This window comes from Bacillus sp. FDAARGOS_1420 (genome assembly GCF_019344915.1).
GTDB lineage: Bacteria > Bacillota > Bacilli > Bacillales > Bacillaceae_G > Bacillus_A > Bacillus_A mycoides.
Genome location: NZ_JAHWJB010000001.1, coordinates 469,301 through 491,174, shown reverse-complemented (window position 1 = coordinate 491,174; position 21,874 = coordinate 469,301). Strand labels below are relative to the sequence as shown.

Here is a 21,874-nt window from a genome sequence, read left to right as displayed (position 1 = left end):
TCATGCTACAATGAAAACGAATTAAGAACCGGGGAGCCAATTGGCTGAGAGGATGTAAGTATACATCGACCCTCAACCTGATCTGGATAATGCCAGCGTAGGGAGTTACTTTAAAGTGATGTAGCATAAGTTATTATAGAATAACTTGTATACAAGGCTTTCCTACATGGTAGGAAAGCCTTTTCTTTTTTGAAACCATATTTTGTAAGGGGGATTTTATTATGTCACAACAAGTTACAATTTCATTTTCAGTAGTACCACAAGCGAAGAACAAAGATGTGTATTCCGTTGTTGATAAAGCAATTGAAGTTGTACAACAGTCGGGAGTTCGTTATGAAGTAGGGGCAATGGAAACAACGTTGGAAGGAGAATTAGATGTACTTCTTGACGTCATTAAACGCGCGCAACAAGCTTGCGTCGATGCTGGAGCAGAAGAAGTAATTACTTCTATTAAAATTCACTATCGTCCAAGTACAGGCGTAACGATTGACGAAAAAGTTTGGAAGTACCGTGATGAATATGCAAAACCAGAAGCGATCTAAAATAATCACAACAATTTGGCTTATCCTTCTCATTGCTATATGGGAAGGATCTGTTTCATTATTTAAAATTGAGCCGTGGATTTTACCGAAGCCGTCTGCAATTGTGCAAGAGTTAATTGGAATGAAAGATTTACTATTACCGAATACAGTGCAAACGTTACAGGAAGTAATAATTGGGTTGTTTTTTGCAATTTTACTTGGGACGAGTATTGCTATCATTATGGATGTCATCCCTTTATTTCGGATTTTAATGAATCCATTGCTCGTTATTTCGCAAACAATTCCAATCGTTGTGCTCGCACCATTATTTATTATTTGGTTTGGATACGGAATGTTGCCAAAAGTAATGGTTGTTATTCTTGTTTGTTTCTTCCCAATTGCGCTTAGCATTTTAGAAGGTTTCCAAACGGTAGATAAAAATATGCTGAAACTGTTACAAACAATGAAGGCAACGAAATGGCAAGTTTACCAGAAAGTAAAGTTTCCAGCAGTACTCCCATACTTTTTCTCAGGTTTAAAAATTGCTGTTACATATAGTGTGATGGGGGCGATTATTGGGGAATGGCTTGGTGCCAGTGAAGGATTAGGAGTTATGCTTACAAGAGCAACAAAATCCTTTTTAACGGCTCGAGTATTTGGTGTTGCAGCGATTATCGTCATGGTGACATTATGTCTGTACTTTATTGTTGAATTTATGGCAAGAATAACAGCACCATGGATATACAGAAAGGGCGGCAGAAAATGAAAAAAGGTTTAAAAATTATGTTAGCTGCATTATTAGCAGTAACTGTTGCCGGATGTAATCCGGCGAAGAAAGAAGAAAGTTCAAGTAAAGATAAAAAAGTAAAAGTCGTTTTAGATTGGTTTCCAAATACGAATCATACTGGCTTATATGTAGCGCAAACGAAAGATTATTACAAAAAGCAAGGGCTTGATGTAGAAATTATCCAGCCTGGTGATAATGTAACGGCAGAGCAGATGATTGCTTCTGGGAAAGCAGACTTTGCGATAAGCGCACAAGAAAATGTAACATTAGCTCGTGTTGAAGGAATCCCAGTTGTTTCTGTTGGTGCAATTATTCAGCATAATACCTCTGCTTTTGCATCTCTAAAAAAAGATAATATGACGTCACCGAAAGATTTTGAAGGTAAACGTTATGGCGGCTGGGGGGGACCAGCAGAAGAAGCGACGTTAAAGACGATTATGGAGAAACATCAAGCTGATTTTAATAAAGTTGAAAAAATTATTCTTGGACAAACAGATTTCTTTAAATCAATCGGTCGTGATGCAGACTTTGAATGGATTTATTATGGATGGGATGGAATTGAAGCGAAGCGTCAAGGAAAAGAGTTAAATACAATTATGGTAAAAGACTTAGATCCAGCGCTTGATTTCTATAGTCCTGTTATTATTACAAGTGAAAAACATACGAAGCAAGATAAAGATTTTGTGAAAAAATTTATGACGGCAACGACAGAAGGTTATGATTTTGCAATTAAAGAACCGAAAGAAGCTGCGGATATTTTAATTAAAGCTGTTCCGGATGTGAATAAAGAATTAGTACAAGAAAGCCAAAAGTGGTTAAGTACAAAGTATCAAGATGATGCAAAAGCGTGGGGAGTACAGAAGGAAGAGATTTGGACAAATTACATGAATTTCTTATATGACAACAAAGTTATTAAAAAGAAAATCGATGTAAAAGATGCCTTTACAAATGAATTCCTTCCAAGTGAAAAATGAGTGGATTACAAATAAAAGATATTGTAAAAGCTTTCGATGGAAAGAATGTATTAGCAAATATTAGTGCTTCTATACAAGAGGGAGAGTTTGTCTCTTTTGTAGGTCCGAGTGGTTGTGGAAAAAGTACATTATTAAATATGATTGCAAGTGTTGAAGAGCCAACGAGCGGAGAAGTGTTTTATAACGAAGAGTATGTAAAAAAACAAGATGTTGTTAGTTATATGCCGCAACAAGATTTATTACTACCGTGGCGATCGGCTTTGCAAAATATCGTTCTTCCATTGGAAATTGAAGGAAAGCCTAAAAAACAAAGGCTGACAGAAGGAATGGAAGCATTAAAGCAGTTTGAGCTAGATGAATATGCGGACCATTATCCAGATGAGTTATCAGGTGGAATGCGTCAAAGAATTAGTTTCCTTCGCACATATTTATGTGAAAAGCCAATTATGCTACTTGATGAGCCTTTTGGAAAATTAGATGCATTTACAAAAATGGAAGTACATAGTTGGCTCTTAAATTCTTGGCATCAAGAAAAGCAAACAATTGTTATGGTTACACATGACTTAGATGAGGCAATTTTACTTTCTGATCGCGTATTTATTTTATCTCAAAGACCAGCATCAATAGTTGGCGAGGTACAAGTGGAATTACCTAGGCCGCGAACGATGGATATGTTAACATCTCTTGAGTTAAAGAAGGATAAGGAAGAAATTTTAAGAGTATTAGCTCCTTATATGAAAAAATAGAAAAAGCCTTTTAACAGTTTTTAGTATAATTGCTGTTAAGAGGCTTTTTTCTATTGAAGGAGAAAGATGAAATCTATAGGGGAAACAGTGGATTCATTAACATCGGATAAATTGGAAGAAGGAACAAAAGAAAAAATAGAGAATAGAATATAACAGAGTAGTTTATACTCTTAATATAACAAATGTTAAAGGAGTGAAAGGATAAAATGACTTTATCAACTGTTCTTCAAATGGTTTTAGCTTGATACGGGAGAAGTCTGCCCATTTTTAACGATTAAGCTAAATTGAAGACAGCAGGTAAAGAACCTTAATCCTTTTTTACGATAATATGTAATGGGTAAGGTGTATTCACCTTACCCATTTTTTATATGCACAATTAAATAAGGCTTTATACTGTTGTTCTCTCTATTTAGCTTATGGATCATAAGAAAAGGAGAGAAAAAAATGAGTATATTAACAGTAGAAAATGTAAGTCATTCATATGGTGAGAAAACCATTTTATATAAAGCGTGCTTTCGATTATTAAAGGGCGAACATGTTGGGCTAGTAGGGAAAAATGGAATTGGAAAATCCACATTATTACGCTTGTTAACAGGAGAACTTATACATGATGATGGAAACATTGAATGGTTTCCACATGTGAAGATTGGCTTTTTGCAACAGCATATAGATTTACAAGAAGGCATAACAATTGAAGAATACTTGCAAAGTGCGTTTTCTAACCTGTATGAGTTGGAACGTGACATGTTAAAACTTACAGAAGAGATGGCTGGAGCAGGAGAAGTAGCGAAATTGTTAGTAAGGTATGGAGAGTTACAAACTATATTGGAGAATTCTAATTTTTATCAAATTCATACAGAAATTGAGGAAGTAGCAACAGGCTTAGGCTTGTTTGAAATAGGATTGGAAAAGGATGTTTCAAAGTTAAGTGGTGGTCAGCGGACAAAGTTGTTACTTGGGAAACTCCTTTTAGAAAAAGCGGATGTTTTATTATTAGATGAGCCAACTAACTATTTAGATACAGCACATATAGAATGGTTGCAATCATATTTACAAATGTATGAAAAAGCTTATATTATCATTTCGCATGATGAAATATTTTTGAACAATATTACGAATGTTATTTATCATCTAGAAGAACGAAAGGTTAAGCGCTATGCGGGAGATTATGAAACCTTTTTGCAAAGTTATCAATTACAAAGGAAACAATTACAAGCGGCGTATGCGAAACAACAAAAAGAAATTGCACATTTAGAGGGTTTTATTCAAAAAAATAAAATTCGTAAAGCGAAGCAAGCGAAAAGTCGTGAAAAAGTATTAGAGAAAATGAAAAAGGTTGAAAAGGTTAATGATGTACCTCGCGCCCGTTTTGATTTTAATGTTTATACTGAGCCAGTGAGTCGTATATTACAGGTAGAGAAACTGAAAATTGGTTATGGTGAACCGTTATTTCCAGAATTGGATTTTCAAGTGAAAAAAGGGGAAAAGATTGCGATTATTGGTCATAATGGGATTGGAAAAACAACAATGTTAAAAACATTACTAGGACAAATAAAACCGTTAGGCGGCTCAGTTTCTGTTGGGGAACGAGTAAAACCCGCTTATTTTGCACAAGAGGAATTTTCCTCAGAAATAACTGCACTAGAAAGAGTATGGGCAGGGAGACCAGATATGACAAGAAAAGAAATCCGACAAGCATTAGCAAAGTGCGGATTGAAAGAAGAACATGTATTAAAACCTATCCAGTTATTAAGTGGAGGAGAACAAACAAAAGTACGATTATGCGAACTTATCGTAACTAAAAGCAATGTTTTAATTTTAGATGAACCAACTAACCATTTGGATACAGAGACTAAGACGGATTTACAGGAGGCGTTAAAACAATATAAAGGTACAGTTTTAATTGTTTCACATGAGCCCTCTTTCTATGAAGCATGGATAACGAAAATATGGAATATCGAAAAATGGAACGTTTAACAATAATCACAAAGAAAAGGCGTTAGCTTTTATGAGCTAATGCCTTTTCTTTGTGATTAACATGATTTTCGAGAACTCTCAAATGAGAATTGTAAGAAAAAGAACTCTTATGGTGCGCTTATAAGCGCACCATAAGAGTTCTTTTTCTTTGGTTATATTTATAATAATACTAGATGCCTTTCCCTAATAGGCTACTATCTTTTATATATATATAGATAGTTTGAAATGGAATGGAAATGATTCCTATATGTAAAGGATAATGTGATTAGTATGGGAAGACAATAGAACTTAAAGGAAATTCATGTAAAATTCAGATGAACTTCACGCGAACTTCATATTAGAAACTAAATATAATTATAATAGGTTATTATAATATAAATTGTGATTTTTCATAAAATTAAAAGTTTGAATTTAGGATAGAGCACTCAAACCTAAATTCAAACTTTAGTGAAATAATTAATGGAGGTTACGTTTAGTTTTCATTAATGGATGTATTTACAAGTTCGGCGGGATTGCCTGCTCCTGCCCCTCCGATTGTAACTGATCCACCAGGAGGAATTTCACCATTCCATCCTGCATTCGTAATTACGTAATGATTATTTATTTTACTACTAATTTTAGAATCCCAAACTTGTGTTAAATTGCCGTTATAATCAAATTCTAATTTCCAGTTTTTAATAGGGGTCGTTCCGCTATTTTTAATTATAATTGAGAAGTTGTAACCACTTCCCCAATTTGAAGTGACTGAAAAGGTAGCATTGCCATTTCCACCAGGAGGTGTTGTGTTAGCATCATCTGTTTTTATAAGAATAGAAGTAGGTTGTGATTTGTTACCAGCAGCATCTTTTGCTAATACTGAAAATGTGTATTCTGTATTAGGTTTCAAGTTTTTAATTGTAATGCTATTTGTTGTTGTACTCCATTTCTCTTCTCCGGCAGTAATTTCATATTCAGTAACGCCTACGTTATCAGTAGATGCAGTCCAGTTTAATTGAACTGAGTTTGAATTTTTATTTGTAACAGTAATATTTTTTACGTTTGTTGGTGGTTCAGTATCTTTTTGAGTAATAGGTCCACCAAGTAATTCTTTTACTAGCGTATCAAGTAATTTTGGTCCACTGCAACTATATTTTGGGCTTGTACGGCAATCACCGCTTAGTTCCCAAAACATTGCGCCACTTAAACCCTTTGTCTTTATATAGTCTGTTTTATATTTCATAGATTCATTGTCATCATAGCTAATAAAGGTTCCTGTAGTCGCATTATATAAATAAGGTACTTTCGCTACATCGTTCCATCCGCGAACAAAACCATTTTTATTCACATAATTAGATGCTAAATCACCATAATCGTACACACCTGTGTCACCGGTAGAATAATCATCCCAAGTGCCTTTAGAAGCGAGCTTTCCGTCACTACCTGGTTTACAAGGTTGGTATTGCCCATTATTTTCTTTTCCGCAACTTTTCCATCCACGTCCGTAAAAAGGTACACCTAATACGAGTTTATCCGCTGGAACCCCTTCATTTGTATAAATGTCTATCGCACCATCTACGTAAAATTTCGTATCCGCTGCGGGGTCATTTGGATCTTTGTATAGTGCAGCATTATGGTTAGAAGTAGCTTCCCACCCACCGTGGAAATCGTATGTCATAATATTAATCCAATCCAGTATTTGAGAAATCTTCTTTAGCTCTGTATGATCCGCATAACGTTGGCTTGCACCTGACGCGATTGTTAGTAAATATTGTTTACCATCTTCTGCACCAGCTTTCGTTAATGCATTTCGAACATCTTGAAGCAGAAGGGTGAAGTTTTGTTTATCTTCAGGACGATAACTACCACCAGGAATCGTTTCAACACCCGGGTATTCCCAGTCTAAATCAACGCCGTCAAATCCATATTCGCGAAGAAAAGCTACTGTAGATTCAGCGAATACTTTTCTTGTTTTTTCATCAGCGGCCATATCAGAAAAGCGGTTAGACCAAGTCCAGCCACCAACTGAAATAATTGTTTTTAAGTGAGGATACTTAGCTTTTAATCGTTTCAGTTCTCCGAAATTTCCACAGCGGGCATATTTATCACAATCTTCCCAAGTTGTACCCGATCCCGGATAAGATTTTGTGACATCAGCCCATGGTTCACCGAGTACGAGAGTGCCATTAGGGACCTCTTTATTTTGCAGTGGTACACCAGATTCTTTACAGTTCCACGTTTGTTTATTTGGATTATCGGGGTGAGTAGAAGGGTTTCCATGTTTTCCATTCCAGCAAATATCAGCGAAAGCATAGTTTAAATGAGTTAGCTTTGATGCATCAATGTCTGCAACTTGATAATTACGTCCGTAAACGCCCCATGAAGGAAAATACCCAACAATTTTTTGACCTTGCTTTGGTGAATCTGCTAATGCGAAATTTGGAGTAATAAAGTTTGTGAGAAAAAGAGGTAAGAAAAGTAGTAGGGATAGTAATAGTAGCGTGAATTTTTTTGATCTCATAGTCATTTCTCCTTTCAAAATAAAAGATATATTTAAAGGCATGCGCCAATAAACCAAAGTGAATCTAGACGTATGAAACGTCTAGATAAAGTGAAACTTTAATCAGTGGGGGGCTTCATCCCCCACTGATTATTAGTTGAACCAATCGGACTTTTATGGGCAGTTGATCCCCCACCTAACTTCTTTGCTTTCGCTAAATTTTGAGGTGGGGGTCTTACTGCCCATTAAAGCGGGATAAAAATGATCAGACATCACGAAGTCTATACAAGGGAGCTGGGGGTGATTAAATCGTAGCAAATGCAAGATTTGGTGTAAACGCTTTATTTGATTCGCAAAGATTTTCTCAATATTAAATGGCTCTAATACAGACTACACATGAAAATAAAATATTGATTAGGGAGGAAAAGGCTCCTTGTAATTAAATTTGAGAAAAAATTGTATAAAGTCAATTTGTAATAGCGTAGCAAGATGAGAAAATATCATGTAAAATAATAGTAAAAATATGTAAAGGAGCGAATGGTGTGGATGTCTTTTTGAACATTGCTGAAGAAAAAATTCGACAAGCAATACGGAATGGTGATCTCGATCATATTCCGGGGAAAGGAAAACCACTACAATTAGAAGACCTTTCAATGGTACCTACAGAACTTAGAATGAGTTATAAAATCTTGAAAAATGCAGGTATGATTCCACCAGAAATGGAACTACAAAAAGATATATTAAAAATAGAAGACTTAATTGCGTGCTGTTATGATGAAGTAGAGAGAAAAGAATTACAAGAAGAGTTAACAGCAAAAACGCTGCGTTTTCAGCAAGTAATGGAAAAGAGAAAGATTAAAGATAGTTCAGCTTTTCGTATGTATCAGGATAAAGTATTTCGTAAATTACGCTAAGAGGGATAAGATGAATACATTTGAAACGATAGAAGAATTAGCGACATATATTGAAGGACAACAATTAGTACTGCTGTTTATTAAAACGGAAAATTGTAGTGTTTGTGATGTTATGTTAAGAAAAGTAAATTGCGTATTAGAGAATTATGATTACGTAGAGAAAGTAGAAATATTACTGCAAGACATGCAAGAGATTGCAGGGCGATATGCGGTATTTACAGGGCCGACAATTTTATTATTTCATAATGGAAAAGAGATCCTTCGTGAATCGCGCTTTATTTCGCTTGAAAATATTGAGAGAGTACTTCAGTTGGTAAAAAAATAAGGGAGGTTTTTATATGGGGTTTGTTATAGCAGCATTACTATTTTGTGCTTTAATTTGGATGATTGCAGCATCAGTTAAATCAAATAATCGAAGAGTAAACCTTACTAAAAAGAGTAATACACATAGTACGTCTAACACCTCCTCACCATCATTTTTCTTTGCTGGATCTGATAGTAATAGTTCACATGATGGCGGGCATTCACATGATTGCGGAGGGTCTTTTGGCGGAGATAGTGGAGGTAGCTGTGGTGGAGGCGGCGGTGATTGATGAGAATACGCCCTATAGGGGGCGTATTTCTTTTTAAACAAACGTTTAATTAGTTGGCTTACATATGCATAAAAACAGTTAAACAAACGTTTGATTAAATATTTTTAACATGCTAGGGGAAATGAAAAGGGAACCGTATCTCTTACTAAATTAGGATTTAAATTTGGAATAATACATATGATTCGAATGTGGTTTGAAAGTACGTTTTCTTAAATAAGGAGTATAGCCTCTTGCGATAGAGGTTTTTTATTTGTTATTATTAGACTGAACGGTCGGTTTAAAGAGGTGTGAATATGAGAAGAAGCGCAGAAGAGATAAAGAAAGAAATTGCCTATAAAGCAGAAAGTTTGTTTTCACAGAAGGGCTATGCAGCTACATCTATGGAAGAGATTTGTGAAATTACAGAGAGAAGTAAAGGAAGCATTTATTATCACTTTAAAAGTAAAGAAGAATTATTTTTATTTGTAGTGAAACAGCATACGTATGATTGGCTTGAAAAATGGAATGAAAAAGAGAAGTTGTATAGTACTAGTATTGAAAAACTATATGGTCTCGCGGAATATTATGTAGAGGACATACAGCAACCCATTTCAAATGCAATAGAGGAATTCTCTATGAGCCAAGTTGTAAGTAAAGAAATTCTGGATGAACTGTTAGCTTTAACTAGAGAATCATATGTTATGGTTGAGAAATTAATTGAAGCAGGTATACAGTCTGGAGAGTTTCAAGAAGATGATACACGTGATCTTATGTATATTGTGAATGGATTATTATCGGGGCTTGGAGTACTTTACTACGAGTTAGATTATAAAGAGCTGAAACGTATTTATAAAAAGGCAATAGATGTATTGTTAAAAGGAATGGCAGCTGAATAATAGGTCAGTTGCTTTTCTTACAAAATAAATTAGACCGAACGGTCGGTTTATGAAAGGGGAATGAAAATGAACGCTTTATTTAAAAACCGAGCATTTATGCTCGTTATGGCATCTGATATTTTACAACAATTTGCAATTTGGATTAGAAATATGGCTCTTTTGTATTTCATAATGGAGCGAACGAATAATGATCCAGTTTCAGTTTCTTTGTTATCGGTTATGGAATATGCACCTATTTTTATTTTCTCGTTTATCGGTGGGGCACTAGCTGATCGCTGGAATCCGAAAAGAACGATGGTTGCTGGAGATGTATTAAGTGTACTGTCTATTGTAGGAATTGTCTTGTTGTTAAAGCTGGATTATTGGCAGGCTATATTTTTTGCAACACTCATTTCCGCGATTGTAGGTCAGTTTTCTCAGCCATCATCTTCGCGTATATTTAAACGCTATGTAAAAGAAGAACAGGTAGCAAATGCAATTGCATTTAATCAAACATTACAGTCGCTATTTATGATTTTTGGACCAGTGGTAGGATCGCTTGTGTACACACAACTTGGTTTATTTACGTCACTATATAGCTTAATTATTTTATTTTTGTTATCTGCTATCGCTCTTTCATTTTTACCAAAATGGGTGGAACAAGAGCAAGTGGTGAGAGATTCATTAAAAAATGATATAAAAGAGGGTTGGAAGTACGTTCTTCATACGAAAAATTTACGTATGATTACGATCACTTTCACCATTATGGGATTAGCAGTTGGACTAACAAATCCGTTAGAGGTGTTTCTTGTAATAGAACGGCTTGGAATGGAAAAAGAAGCCGTTCAATATTTAGCGGCAGCGGATGGAATAGGTATGCTAATCGGTGGTATTGTTGCTGCTGTTTTCGCTTCAAAAGTGAATCCGAAAAAGATGTTTGTATTCGGTATGAGCATATTAGCGATGTCATTTTTAGTAGAAGGGCTATCTACATCATTTTGGATTACTAGTTTCATGAGGTTTGGAACAGGTATTTGTTTAGCTTGTGTTAATATCGTTGTCGGTACGCTTATGATTCAGCTTGTACCAGAAAACATGATTGGAAGAGTAAATGGAACGATTTTACCACTGTTCATGGGGGCAATGTTAATTGGAACTTCACTAGCTGGAGGGTTGAAGGAGATGACCTCACTAGTTACTGTATTTTGTATAGCAATGGCACTTATTTTATTTGCGATAGGCCCGGTTTTACGTATGCAAATAAAGAAAGAAGACATTGTGAATCGAGAGGAAATGACGAATTGATTAGTTTCGAAATAGCTATTGTAAGGGAGCAGAATTGCTCCCTTTTCTTGTGGCAATCTTTTGACAATGACATGTACCAACTATATACTGATGATGTAAAAACGATTTTACAGGTTAGGAGAAACGGTGTGAAAAATCAAATCTATGAATTGCGCACTGCAAATAGTATTTCACAAGGTGCATTAGCGGATAAGTGTAACGTATCAAGACAGACGATAAATGCAATTGAGAATAATAAATATGATCCAAGCTTAGCACTAGCATTCCGGTTAGCAGAAGTATTAGGAACAACTGTCGATAAACTATTTTTGTACAAGCTTTAGAGTTTTTAATTGTGGGGCGTTATCGTTAAAAATATAAGAGAAAGATCCCCTTCTTGTGTGAAGGGGATCTTTCTCTTATATTGTTTTAGTTTTCGGATTAGGTGGTGTAACGGACGTATCATTTTCGGGTACTCTAGTTAATAAGAATCCACCGATAATAAATAGGACAATAATACTAAGGACACCAGCGTTTGTTTTTCCTGTTAATTGTGTTGTGACACCAACTAATACCGGACCCATAATTGCCGCGAATTTACCAAAGATATTATAAAATCCGAAGAATTCATTTGCAGATTCTTTCGGTACTAGTTTTGCGAAATAAGAACGGCTAAGTGCTTGAATCCCGCCCTGAGAAGTAGCAACTAACATTGCTAAAATCCAGAAATCAAACGTCGTTTTTAAGAAATAAGCATATGTGCAAATAATGATATAAATGATAATGCCGACATATAGCATTTTTTTACCGGTAAATGTTTCCGATAGTTTTCCATATAATAAAGCAAATGGACAAGCGACAATTTGTGTTACAAATAAGATGATTAATAGATTGGTTGCACTAATACCGAGATCTGTTCCGTAAGCAGTAGACATAGTGATAATTGTATCTACCCCATCAATGTAGAAAAAGTAAGCTATTAGGAACATAAATACAGTTTTATATTCTTTAATATTTTTAAACGTATTAGCAAGGCGCTTGAAGCTCATTGCAATTGGTCTTGGATGACGTTCAATATAGTGTGTTTGCTCTACATTTTTTAGCATTGGTATCGTAAATAGTCCCCACCAAAGAGCTGTTATTGCAAAGGAAATTTGACTAGCAATTCCGACTGATAAGGGGATAGTTCCTTTTTGAGCAAGAATAATAAGAGCAATACAACCGATAAAAGGAATTGTGCTCCCAATGTAACCTAATGCAAAACCTCGCGTAGAAATTCGGTCCATTCTATCTCCAGAGGTAACATCTACTAGAAATGCATCATAAAAAATATTTGCTCCAGCAAAGCCAACTAATGCGAGCATATAGCATCCTAGTAATAAGTACCACTGAGATGTTGGAACAACTGCTAGCATACTTGTAAATACGATACCGAGTCCAAAGAAGAATGTGAAAAATCGTTTTTTAAATCCCTTATAATCAGCAACCGTGCCGAGAATAGGAGCGAGTATAGAAATTAAAAGTGTAGCGAACGAGTTTGCATATCCCCAATAGGCTGTTGAAGTTGCACCAGATAGTCCAGCTTCTTTTGCAGCTGCTTTAAAGTAAATTGGAAATAATGCAGTTGTAATGACGAGCGAATATACCGAGTTCGCCCAATCATATAATATCCAGCTTTTTTCTTGTCTGGACATTTTTTTCATATAATGTTCCCCCTTAAATTTGTTCTACTAACAGTGTACAAAAATAAAAATTGTAAAAAGAGAAACAGTGATGATTTTTACATAACTTTTACATATATACACAGTTCTTTACAATTGAAGTAAATCCTCTACAATTGCTCCGTCTGTTTCACCTAAGTGCAAACCGAGTAACCTAGCAATAGTGGGACCTTCATCAATCAGTCTCATATACGGGATTGTAACGCCACTTTGAATGCCTTTCCCAGTAGCCATAAAAATTGTTTCATAGTTAGGTTTTGTTGGGGAATATCCATGTGTTCCAAATGTATATTTCTTACTAGAAGTAACATCTTTTTTAGTAATTTCTTTTATGAAATCACCTGTATAATTTTCAATGAAGTAATAACCTTCCATGGCTTCTAGCATAAATAAGCAATTACCATCAGCACCACGTTCTTTTGCATCTTCATCGTGCAGAATAAATTCAATTCCATTTTGTTTATCCTGAAGAAGTCCTTCAAGAAGAAGTTGAATCTCTTTAATCGTTTCAGTATCATTTTTATCTCTTACATGTACGTAGGCAGATCCATCACAGCTTTGGCAATAAGCTTTCCAATCTAGTAACTTGCCACTTTTATTTACGGATATAAGTCCTTTTTGACGAAATAGGACATTTAATTGGATTGCTTTGTTTTCACTTAAAGCGCTATGATCGCCAAGTGCAATAATTGTACTTTCTTCGTATATCCCGCTTTCTTTTAATGCATGAATAATTTTTCCAAGGCGTTCGTCGTGTCTATGGATTGCAGCTACTGTTTCCTCGGACTCGAAGCCATGGTAATGTCTTTGCGTATCTAAATCAGTAAAATGTATAAACATAACATTAGGCTTTTTCGTCTGGATTGTATGTACGGCAGAAGCAAGGACGAAATCATCAAGCTCAGGCTGTGACAATCCATTTCGTATATGGCCGAAACGACGATTTAAATCTAATTGATATAGCGGGCTACCGCTAAATAATGAAACTAAAATTTGATTTTGCCACGCTCTATTTGGAAAAATTTCTGGTAAATTGTAATTGATATTTGCTCTTCCAGTAACAGGCCATAGAAGGGCTGCTGTCGTTAAATTTGCTTTGCGTGCTTCATCATATAAAGTTGTTCCTTTAATGGACTTTCGATACCAATGCCAATCTGGTGAATCACGTCCTGGTTGAAGTAATGTATTGCTGACAACGCCATGCTTATTAGGATAATTACCGGTTACGATTGTTGAGTGGCTTGGATATGTTACAGAAGGATAAATTGGCTCCACTTTTTTCGCAATCGCGCCCCTGTTTATTAAAGTTTGGAAATTAGGTAGTTTTTGTAATATAGGAAAATCTAAAGCTGATAAGCAGTCGAAAGATAAAATAATGACGCGATTTGTTAATGCTTTATCCATAAAGTTTCCCTCCTGATTATATAAAACCTATTTTTATATATTACTATTAATACCTGGTAATAAAAATATATTTTCGAATAAAATTTTGTTATTTATTTTCAGAAAAATTAAACATATAATAAGTATAAGGGAATGAATGGAAGGAGGGAATACTATGGATTGGCTAGATGGATTTGGTATCTTTTACATCATTGGTGGAGTCACCGTTCTCCTTGTATTTTTTATGTCATATTTACTAAAGAAACGTTTTCCAGACAAACAGTTTGATATTATATTTGCACTTAGTTTAGTACTTCTTTGTTTAGCTCTCTTTCCTGTAACAATGATCGCTATTGGTGGTTGGGAAGGAATGGGATACGGATTTATTTGTTTCTTCGTTTTAATTGGTACACTAATTGGTATGGTTGCTCATCAACTTGTAAAAATAGTTCGGAAAAGTTACGTATAAAACAGTGATAATTGAAAATAATGTATAAAAATAAGAAAATTGGCTCTTGTTTTGAAATAAAATATATATTATGATATTCAACAAATTTATTTTGTTATAACGATGAAAAAGGAATAGTACATGTCTTACCTTTTTGCAGAGAGAGAATCCTTTTGGCTGGAAGATTCTTAAAGAGGCGATATGGAACCTACCTTTGAGTTCTGCATATGCAGCGGGAAATTCCCGTTATCAAAAAGAGAGCATACTCAATTTTTTTGTGTATGAATCAGGGTGGTAACGCCGACAAAGCTCGGTCCCTATTTGGGGACGCGGGCTTTTTCTATTTTCTAAAGGAGGAAGAATAACTATGGTAAAAGAACAAGTACAAGCCATTACGAAAATGGAAGAAGACTTTGCTCAGTGGTATACCGATATTGTAAAAAAAGCGGAGCTTGTTGATTATTCAAGTGTGAAAGGTTGTATGATTTTACGTCCATACGGTTATGCATTATGGGAAAATATGCAGAAAGTGATGGATGAAAAATTAAAAGAATCTGGTCATGAAAATGTGTACATGCCAATGTTTATTCCAGAGAGTTTATTACAAAAAGAGAAAGATCATGTTGAAGGATTTGCTCCTGAAGTAGCGTGGGTTACTCATGGCGGAGATGAGAAATTGGCGGAAAGACTTTGTATACGCCCTACATCTGAAACTCTATTCTGTGAGCATTTTTCAAAAATTGTTCAATCATATAATGATTTACCAAAGTTATATAACCAGTGGTGTTCAGTAGTTCGTTGGGAGAAGACGACGAGACCATTCCTTCGTACAACTGAATTTTTATGGCAAGAAGGTCATACGATTCATGAAACGGCAGAAGAATCTCAAATTGAAACATTAAATATTTTAAATCTATATGCTGCTTTTTGTGAAGAGTATTTAGCGATTCCGGTTATTAAAGGGCAAAAAACAGAAAAAGAAAAGTTTGCAGGAGCGAAGGCAACTTATACGATTGAAAGTTTAATGCATGATGGAAAAGCACTTCAAACAGGAACATCTCATAACTTTGGAACGAATTTCTCTGAAGCATTTGATATTAAGTTTTTAGACCATAACGGTAAATGGCAATACGTACATCAAACATCTTGGGGTGTATCAACAAGAATGATAGGTGGACTTATTATGGTTCATAGCGATAATAACGGACTTGTAATGCCACCGAAAGTCGCTCCAGTACAAGTTGTTATCGTTCCTATTGCTCAGCACAAAGAAGGTGTGTTAGAAAAAGCAACAGAGTTGCAAGGACGTATTCAGAAGGTTGCACGTGTAAAAATAGATGCTAGCAATAAAACACCTGGCTGGAAATTTAATGAGTATGAAATGAAGGGTGTTCCAATTAGATTAGAAGTTGGTCCAAAGGATATTGAAAAGAATCAAGTTGTACTTGTAAGGCGAGATACGAAAGAAAAAGAATTTATATCAATGGATCAATTAGAAGAACGCATTCCAGCACTACTTGAGGAAATTCACCATTCTTTATTTAGCAAAGCAAAAGTATTTCGCGATGAGAATACGTATAGTGTGACGAATTTCGAAGAGATGAAAAAAGCGGCTGATGAAAAGCAAGGTTTTATTAAAGCGATGTGGTGTGGAGAACTAGCTTGTGAAGAAAAATTAAAAGAAGAAGTTGGAGTATCTTCACGTTGTATTCCGTTCGAACAAGAAAGTTTAGCTGACGAATGTATTTGCTGTAGTAAAAAAGCGAAGCAGATGGTGTATTGGGGAAAAGCGTATTAATACTTTTTCTACTAGATGACAAAAAGGACTTTGATTGCATAATAAAATGCAATCAAAGTCCTTTTTAGTTTTATCCCGCTATTTGCCAGGCAGTAAAACTCCCACTTCAAAATTCGGCTGGAGCTAAGAAGTTAGGTGGGAGCCCTGCTGCCCGTAAAAGCCCGATTGGTGAAGGCTAATAATCAGTGGGGGATGAACAAAATCCCCACTGATTAAAGTTTCATTTTATAATCTGTTTCATGTATTTTTAGATGGAAGGATGATTTTTTTATTTTGCGTTTTTACGACGAATAAATAGTAACACACCAATTAGGAATGTCGAAAGACCAATTAAAATAGATGCAGGATAACGCGTTGCAGTATTAGGCAGCTTATTGCCTTGTTTTGTTGCATTATCTTTTGCGTTACCGCTTTGAGAGCCGCTATCGCCTTTAACACGGTTGCCACCCTGAGAGCCATTACCACCTTGAGAACTACTGTCGCCTTTAACACGGTTGCCACCCTGAGAGCCACTGCCACCAGAACCACTGCCACCAGAACCATTGCTACCGGAGCCACTGCCACCAGAACCATTGCCACCAGAGCCATTGTCACCAGAACCACTGCCACCAGAACCACTGCCACCAGAACCGTTGCCACCGGAGCCACTGCCACCAGAACCGTTGCCACCAGAACCATTGCCACCAGAACCATTGTCACCAGAACCACTGCCACCAGAACCGTTGCCACCGGAGCCACTGCCACCAGAACCACTGCCACCAGAACCACTGCCGCCAGAGCCATTGTCACCAGAACCACTGCCACCAGAGCCGTTACCGCCAGAACCGTTGCCGTCAGAACCACTGCCGCCAGAACCGTTGCCACCAGAACCACTGCCACCAGAACCGTTGCCGTCAGAACCATTGCCGCCAGAACCACTGCCACCAGAACCATTGCCGCCAGAACCATTGCCGCCAGAACCACTGCCACCAGAGCCGTTGCCACCAGAACCACTGCCACCAGAACCGTTGCCGTCAGAACCACTGCCGCCAGAACCGTTGCCGTCAGAACCACTGCCGCCAGAACCGTTGCCACCAGAACCACTGCCACCAGAACCGTTGCCGTCAGAACCATTGCCGCCAGAACCACTGCCACCAGAACCATTGCCGCCAGAACCACTGCCACCAGAGCCGTTGCCGTCAGAACCACTATCGTCCTGAGAGCCATTGTTTCCTGGAGGTTTATTATTATCTTTTGAATTACCTTCTGCTAAATTATCGTTATTTTGTACAATAGCGTTTGTTATTGGATTGAAGTTTTCAGTTGCAGCATTACCAATATTTAAGCCACTAAAAAAGGATAAAGAAAGTGTTGATGCTAAAATGAATATTTTTGTCATTGTTTTCCTCCTGAAGAAAAAATTATTGTTCCATCTAAAATACACCCCTTTGTAATATTTCATAGGAAAAAGAGTTTTATGCAAAAAAAACTATATATAGAAAAAGGTGGTGTATTTCTAAAAGGAGAAAAGAGTTAATGTAAATTCCTTGCAAACAGTAGAGTGATGGAGAATTTACACTCATAACAGTAGAGGAAGTGGCAACGGATGAAAGAATATATTGCATTTGATATTGGTGGTACGCAAATTAAATATGGAATTGTTTCAGAAATAGGTGTAGTACTAATACATAAAAAGGCCCCGACAGAAATTCACTTGGGCGGGGAACAAATTGTTCAAAAGCTTATATATTTATCAAAAAAGTTAATGACTGAATATACTATTTCCGGAATTGGTATTAGTACAGCGGGAATTGTTGATATTGATAAAGGAGTTATAACGGGAGGTGTGGATCATATTCCGCGTTATGCTAATATTTCTATTGTTGAGAGATTACAAGAAGTATTAAAAGTTCCTGTATCTATTGAAAATGATGTTAATTGTGCAGCCTTAGGAGAGAAATGGAAAGGTACAGGAAGGGGAGAAAGCGATTTTATTATGCTTACGCTTGGAACTGGCATTGGTGGAGCAATTGTTATAAATGGAGAATTATACCGTGGACATTTGTTTGGCGCTGGGGAATGGGGGAACATGTTAATAGAAGGGAAAACTTTTGAGGAGGTTGCCTCAATTTCGGGATTAATTCATCTTGTACGAAGATATAAAGGTAAAAAGGAGTGGGATGGTAAAATAATTTTCGAATTATATGATAAGGGTGATAGCGGTGTTACTCAAGCCGTGAAGATTTTCTTTAAACATTTGGCGATTGGTATTAGCAATCTTGCTTATATTTTTAATCCGAAAATGATTATTATTGGTGGGGGAATTACTGAAAGAGGCGATGATTTCTTAAATGAAGTGAAGGAAGAGATAGGAACATACTTAAATCAAGAGATTTATAGTAATTGTGAGATTAAACTTGCGCAAAGCGGTAATTGTGCAGGAATGATTGGCTCTATTTACCACTTATTACATCAGTATAAATAAATATAGTATCTGTTTTCATATAATTGAGAATTTATCCTTTTTCTCATTAGATAAATAATGCTACAATATAAGAGAAGAATACAATGTTTTCCGAGTTGGAAAATGCTTTGTAGAAAGGAAGAAACTTCATGCCTATTATTTTAGAAAAAGGACAAAAGATTGATTTAACGAAAGGACAACCTAGAGTAGCGAAAATGCAGGTTGGCTTAGGCTGGGATCCAATTGGGCAATCAGGTGGATTTCTGTCTTCATTATTTGGAAGTAAACCAAATGTAGATTGTGATGCATCAGTTGTTATGTTAGAAGGGGATCGTTTTTTAAACAAAAATGATTTAGTTTACTTCGGCAACAAACTTTCTACTTGTGGTAGTATCATTCATTCAGGAGATAATTTAACAGGTGAAGGCGCTGGTGACGACGAAACAATTTTCGTAGAATTACATAAAGTTCCGAGCCGTATTAATCGTCTAGTATTCGTTGTAAATATTTATGACTGTGTAAATCGTCGTCAAGATTTTGGGATGATTCGCAATGCATATATTCGTATTCAAAACCCACAAACAGGTGAAGAATTAGCGCGTTATAACTTGTCAGATAATTATGCTGGCAAAATGACTTTAATTGCAGGTGAAATGTACCGACATGGAAACGAATGGAAGTTTTCAGCAGTGGGAGAAGGAACACAAGATAAAAACTTAAGTGAGATTGTATCACGTTACCAATAAAATAAACCAAGGAGGAATAGTATAATATGGCATCTATTTCATTGAAAAAAGGACAAAAGGTAGACTTAACAAAAACAAATCCAGGTCTTTCGAAAGTTCTTGTAGGACTTGGTTGGGATACGAATCGTTATGATGGACAAAACGATTTCGATTTAGATGTTAGTATCTTCTTAGTAGGTGCTAACGGTAAAGTTTCAGGAGCAGAGGATTTCGTCTTCTATAATAATCCAAAAGGTGCGAATGGTGCTGTAGAGCATTTAGGAGATAACCGTACAGGCGAAGGTGAAGGCGACGATGAAACAATTAAAATAGACTTAAAAAATGTTCCTGCTAACATTGAGCGTATTTGTTTCACAATTACAATTTATGATGGAGAAGGCCGCAGCCAAAACTTCGGACAAGTTTCTAATTCTTTCGTACGTATTATGGATGAAGAAAAGAATGCAGAATTAATTCGTTACGATTTAGGAGAAGATTTCTCTATTGAAACAGCTGTAGTAGTAAGCGAATTATACCGTCACGCAGGTGAATGGAAATTCAATGCAATCGGAAGTGGATTCCAAGGTGGATTAGGTTCTCTATGTAATAACTTTGGTTTAGATGTAGAGTAATAGATTTATATATCCATCAGTGAAACGCGTATTTACTGATGGATATATTTTTAAAAATTAAAATATAGAGGTGAATATATATGGTTATTCAATTGCAAAAAGGACAGAAAATAGATTTAGCTAAAACAAGCCCAGGTTTATCAAGAGCAGTAATTGGTCTTGGATGGGATATTAAATCTTATGATGGTGGATCTGATTTCGATTTAGATGCATCTGCCTTTTTATTAGATGCGAACGGGAAATGTACGAAGGAAACTGATTTTATTTTCTATAATAATTTACAGTCTCCTTGTGAATCAGTTTTACATACAGGAGATAACCGTACAGGTGCAGGTGACGGTGATGATGAGCAACTTGTTGTCGATTTGAAAAAGGTTCCAGCAGATGTTCATAAAATTGCTATTACAGTTACAATTTATGATGGTGAAGGCCGTAATCAAAACTTTGGACAGGTTGCAAATGCATTCGTTCGTTTAGCAAATGAAGAAACAAACGAAGAAGTTCTTCGTTTTGATTTAGGGGAAGATTTCTCCATTGAAACAGCAGTTGTCTTTTGTGAATTATATCGTCATAATGGACAGTGGAAGTTTAGTGCAGTAGGAAGCGGATTCCAAGGTGGATTAGGTGCGCTTGTAAAAGCGTATGGCTTGGATGCATAAGAAGGGAAACGACATTCGTTTCCTTTTTTTGACCTTTCTATAAATCTAGCAAAGAATAGGGGATAAAGGTAAGATGAGTATTTTGCAAGGAATCCTTGATACGTATGCTCAGTTTTTCGACTTGGACATGTGGATTAAAGTGTTACAAGATCCAGTATCTTGGGGGTTAATAGGTACACTTGTTGTACTTGAAGGCTTATTATCTGCCGATAATGCACTCGTATTAGCAGTAATGGTAAAACATCTTCCAGAAGAAAAACGAAAAAAAGCATTATTCTATGGACTGATTGGAGCTTATGTATTCCGTTTTATTGCAATTGGAATCGGAATGTTCTTAATTAAATTGGCCTGGGTAAAAGTGTTAGGTGCGCTTTACTTAGCTTGGCTATCAATTAAATATTTCATTGATAAAAGAAAAGGCAATTCAGAAGAAGCGGAAGCCCATGGTATGAACCAAAACAGTATTCTCTTCAGAATGTTCGGTGTTTTCTGGGGGACGGTTGCGATGGTTGAATTAATGGATATCGCATTCTCTGTAGATAGTGTACTTGCTGCATTTGGTGTATCGAATGAAGTTTGGATTTTACTATTAGGTGGAATGCTCGGTATTTTAATGATGCGTGGTATCGCTGGCGTATTCTTAAAATTGTTAGAGCGTATTCCAGAACTTGAAACGACAGCATATATTTTAATTTTAATTATTGCAGCAAAAATGCTACTGTCTGTCATTCATATTGAAGTAAGTCATACGCTGTTCTTTATTATTTTAGTTATAGCGTTTGGAGCAACGTTTATACTTCACTACATGAAGAATTCTGGACAAGCTAAAGAAGAAGTTGCAGCTACTAAAAGTGAACATAAATAATTGAAATGGGTTTGCTCGTTATGCGAGCGCCCATTTTTTATAACTAAAAATAGTTTATAATAGAAGAGAAACTT

Annotated in this window: 22 protein-coding genes, 1 pseudogene, 1 riboswitch and 1 other annotated feature; of the genes and pseudogenes, 19 read left to right on the top strand and 4 right to left on the bottom strand. The window is 36.1% G+C overall.

All coding sequences use genetic code 11. From position 1 onward, the window contains the following. Positions 1 to 19 precede the first annotated feature (19 nt). A riboswitch (TPP riboswitch) is annotated at positions 20 to 121 on the top strand. 100 nt (positions 122 to 221) lie between these two features. From I6L50_RS02645 to I6L50_RS02625, 5 genes are all read left to right on the top strand, one after another. Then, positions 222 to 542, top strand: a complete 321-nt coding sequence (locus tag I6L50_RS02645) for an MTH1187 family thiamine-binding protein (RefSeq protein WP_000082898.1) — start codon at positions 222 to 224, stop codon at positions 540 to 542. After that, positions 514 to 1,287, top strand: coding sequence for an ABC transporter permease (locus I6L50_RS02640; protein WP_002091231.1), 774 nt, complete (start codon positions 514 to 516; stop codon positions 1,285 to 1,287). Before I6L50_RS02645 ends, I6L50_RS02640 begins: the two co-directional genes overlap by 29 nt. Next, on the top strand, positions 1,284 to 2,282 hold the full coding sequence (locus I6L50_RS02635) for an ABC transporter substrate-binding protein (protein ID WP_002124979.1): 999 nt from the start codon (positions 1,284 to 1,286) through the stop codon (positions 2,280 to 2,282). The genes I6L50_RS02640 and I6L50_RS02635 overlap by 4 nt, the downstream gene beginning before the upstream one ends. Continuing rightward, entirely contained in the window at positions 2,279 to 3,028 is a 750-nt protein-coding gene (locus tag I6L50_RS02630) for an ABC transporter ATP-binding protein (protein ID WP_002139487.1), read from the top strand. The genes I6L50_RS02635 and I6L50_RS02630 overlap by 4 nt, the downstream gene beginning before the upstream one ends. 444 nt (positions 3,029 to 3,472) lie before the next feature. Then, entirely contained in the window at positions 3,473 to 5,005 is a 1,533-nt protein-coding gene (locus I6L50_RS02625) for an ABC-F family ATP-binding cassette domain-containing protein (RefSeq protein ID WP_219300381.1), read from the top strand. Between the two features lie 472 nt (positions 5,006 to 5,477). On the opposite strand, the gene I6L50_RS02620 is transcribed toward I6L50_RS02625, so the two are convergent. Further along, a complete protein-coding gene (locus I6L50_RS02620; protein ID WP_219300379.1) occupies positions 5,478 to 7,502 on the bottom strand; it encodes a glycosyl hydrolase family 18 protein in 2,025 nt (674 codons plus the stop codon). Positions 7,503 to 8,023: 521 nt separating this feature from the next. Between I6L50_RS02620 and I6L50_RS02615 the strand changes: the two genes are divergently transcribed. The 7 genes and pseudogenes from I6L50_RS02615 (at position 8,024) to I6L50_RS02585 (ending at position 11,470) form a co-directional block, all read left to right on the top strand. Continuing rightward, positions 8,024 to 8,395 (top strand): DnaJ family domain-containing protein, encoded by a 372-nt coding sequence (locus I6L50_RS02615; protein WP_219300377.1) that lies wholly within the window; start codon positions 8,024 to 8,026, stop codon positions 8,393 to 8,395. A gap of 10 nt (positions 8,396 to 8,405) precedes the next feature. Next, positions 8,406 to 8,720 (top strand): thioredoxin family protein, encoded by a 315-nt coding sequence (locus I6L50_RS02610; protein ID WP_219300375.1) that lies wholly within the window; start codon positions 8,406 to 8,408, stop codon positions 8,718 to 8,720. 13 nt (positions 8,721 to 8,733) lie between these two features. Then, positions 8,734 to 8,988, top strand: coding sequence for a hypothetical protein (locus tag I6L50_RS02605; RefSeq protein ID WP_113937985.1), 255 nt, complete (start codon positions 8,734 to 8,736; stop codon positions 8,986 to 8,988). Positions 8,989 to 9,117: 129 nt separating this feature from the next. Next, positions 9,118 to 9,201, top strand: a pseudogene (locus I6L50_RS02600) (histidine kinase); the annotation flags it as partial. 80 nt (positions 9,202 to 9,281) lie between these two features. Beyond that, positions 9,282 to 9,863, top strand: coding sequence for a TetR/AcrR family transcriptional regulator (locus I6L50_RS02595; RefSeq protein ID WP_113710405.1), 582 nt, complete (start codon positions 9,282 to 9,284; stop codon positions 9,861 to 9,863). Positions 9,864 to 9,929: 66 nt separating this feature from the next. Continuing rightward, the gene (locus tag I6L50_RS02590; protein ID WP_219300373.1) at positions 9,930 to 11,147 is read left to right on the top strand and encodes an MFS transporter; all 1,218 of its coding nucleotides are present in this window, start codon (positions 9,930 to 9,932) and stop codon (positions 11,145 to 11,147) included. Positions 11,148 to 11,218: 71 nt separating this feature from the next. Next, positions 11,219 to 11,470: a helix-turn-helix transcriptional regulator gene (locus I6L50_RS02585; RefSeq protein ID WP_088031697.1), complete on the top strand. Its 252-nt coding sequence runs from the start codon at positions 11,219 to 11,221 to the stop codon at positions 11,468 to 11,470. Between the two features lie 75 nt (positions 11,471 to 11,545). Here the strand turns inward: I6L50_RS02585 and I6L50_RS02580 are convergent, their stop codons facing one another. Both I6L50_RS02580 and I6L50_RS02575 read right to left on the bottom strand, forming a co-directional pair. Next, positions 11,546 to 12,829, bottom strand: coding sequence for an MFS transporter (locus tag I6L50_RS02580; RefSeq protein ID WP_002140249.1), 1,284 nt, complete (start codon positions 12,827 to 12,829; stop codon positions 11,546 to 11,548). A gap of 108 nt (positions 12,830 to 12,937) precedes the next feature. Then, positions 12,938 to 14,251, bottom strand: a complete 1,314-nt coding sequence (locus I6L50_RS02575) for an alkaline phosphatase family protein (RefSeq protein WP_219300370.1) — start codon at positions 14,249 to 14,251, stop codon at positions 12,938 to 12,940. 154 nt (positions 14,252 to 14,405) lie between these two features. On the opposite strand from I6L50_RS02575, the gene I6L50_RS02570 reads away from it, so the two are divergent. After that, positions 14,406 to 14,699, top strand: a complete 294-nt coding sequence (locus I6L50_RS02570; protein ID WP_113937983.1) for a YesK-like family protein — start codon at positions 14,406 to 14,408, stop codon at positions 14,697 to 14,699. A gap of 93 nt (positions 14,700 to 14,792) precedes the next feature. Then, positions 14,793 to 15,000 (top strand) — a binding site (T-box leader). Positions 15,001 to 15,045: 45 nt separating this feature from the next. Then, the gene (gene proS, locus I6L50_RS02565; RefSeq protein ID WP_219300368.1) at positions 15,046 to 16,476 is read left to right on the top strand and encodes a proline--tRNA ligase; all 1,431 of its coding nucleotides are present in this window, start codon (positions 15,046 to 15,048) and stop codon (positions 16,474 to 16,476) included. 268 nt (positions 16,477 to 16,744) lie between these two features. Here proS and I6L50_RS34695 read toward each other — a convergent pair whose 3' ends face one another. Next, positions 16,745 to 17,854, bottom strand: a complete 1,110-nt coding sequence (locus I6L50_RS34695; RefSeq protein ID WP_257475369.1) for an LPXTG cell wall anchor domain-containing protein — start codon at positions 17,852 to 17,854, stop codon at positions 16,745 to 16,747. 207 nt (positions 17,855 to 18,061) lie between these two features. Here I6L50_RS34695 and I6L50_RS02555 point away from each other — a divergent pair, with 207 nt between their 5' ends. The 5 genes from I6L50_RS02555 (at position 18,062) to I6L50_RS02535 (ending at position 21,800) form a co-directional block, all read left to right on the top strand. Next, complete coding sequence (locus I6L50_RS02555; protein WP_113937981.1) at positions 18,062 to 18,940, top strand: ROK family protein; 879 nt, start codon at positions 18,062 to 18,064, stop codon at positions 18,938 to 18,940. A 128-nt stretch (positions 18,941 to 19,068) separates the two neighbouring features. After that, the gene (locus I6L50_RS02550) at positions 19,069 to 19,665 is read left to right on the top strand and encodes a TerD family protein (protein WP_113937980.1); all 597 of its coding nucleotides are present in this window, start codon (positions 19,069 to 19,071) and stop codon (positions 19,663 to 19,665) included. Positions 19,666 to 19,691: 26 nt separating this feature from the next. Next, a complete protein-coding gene (locus I6L50_RS02545) occupies positions 19,692 to 20,276 on the top strand; it encodes a TerD family protein (protein ID WP_002010225.1) in 585 nt (194 codons plus the stop codon). An 80-nt stretch (positions 20,277 to 20,356) separates the two neighbouring features. Continuing rightward, positions 20,357 to 20,935 carry a TerD family protein gene (locus I6L50_RS02540; protein ID WP_002091197.1) on the top strand — a complete coding sequence of 193 codons (579 nt, stop codon included), beginning with the start codon at positions 20,357 to 20,359 and terminating at the stop codon, positions 20,933 to 20,935. 73 nt (positions 20,936 to 21,008) lie between these two features. After that, a complete protein-coding gene (locus tag I6L50_RS02535) occupies positions 21,009 to 21,800 on the top strand; it encodes a TerC family protein (RefSeq protein ID WP_113937979.1) in 792 nt (263 codons plus the stop codon). The last annotated feature ends 74 nt before the right edge of the window (positions 21,801 to 21,874 follow it).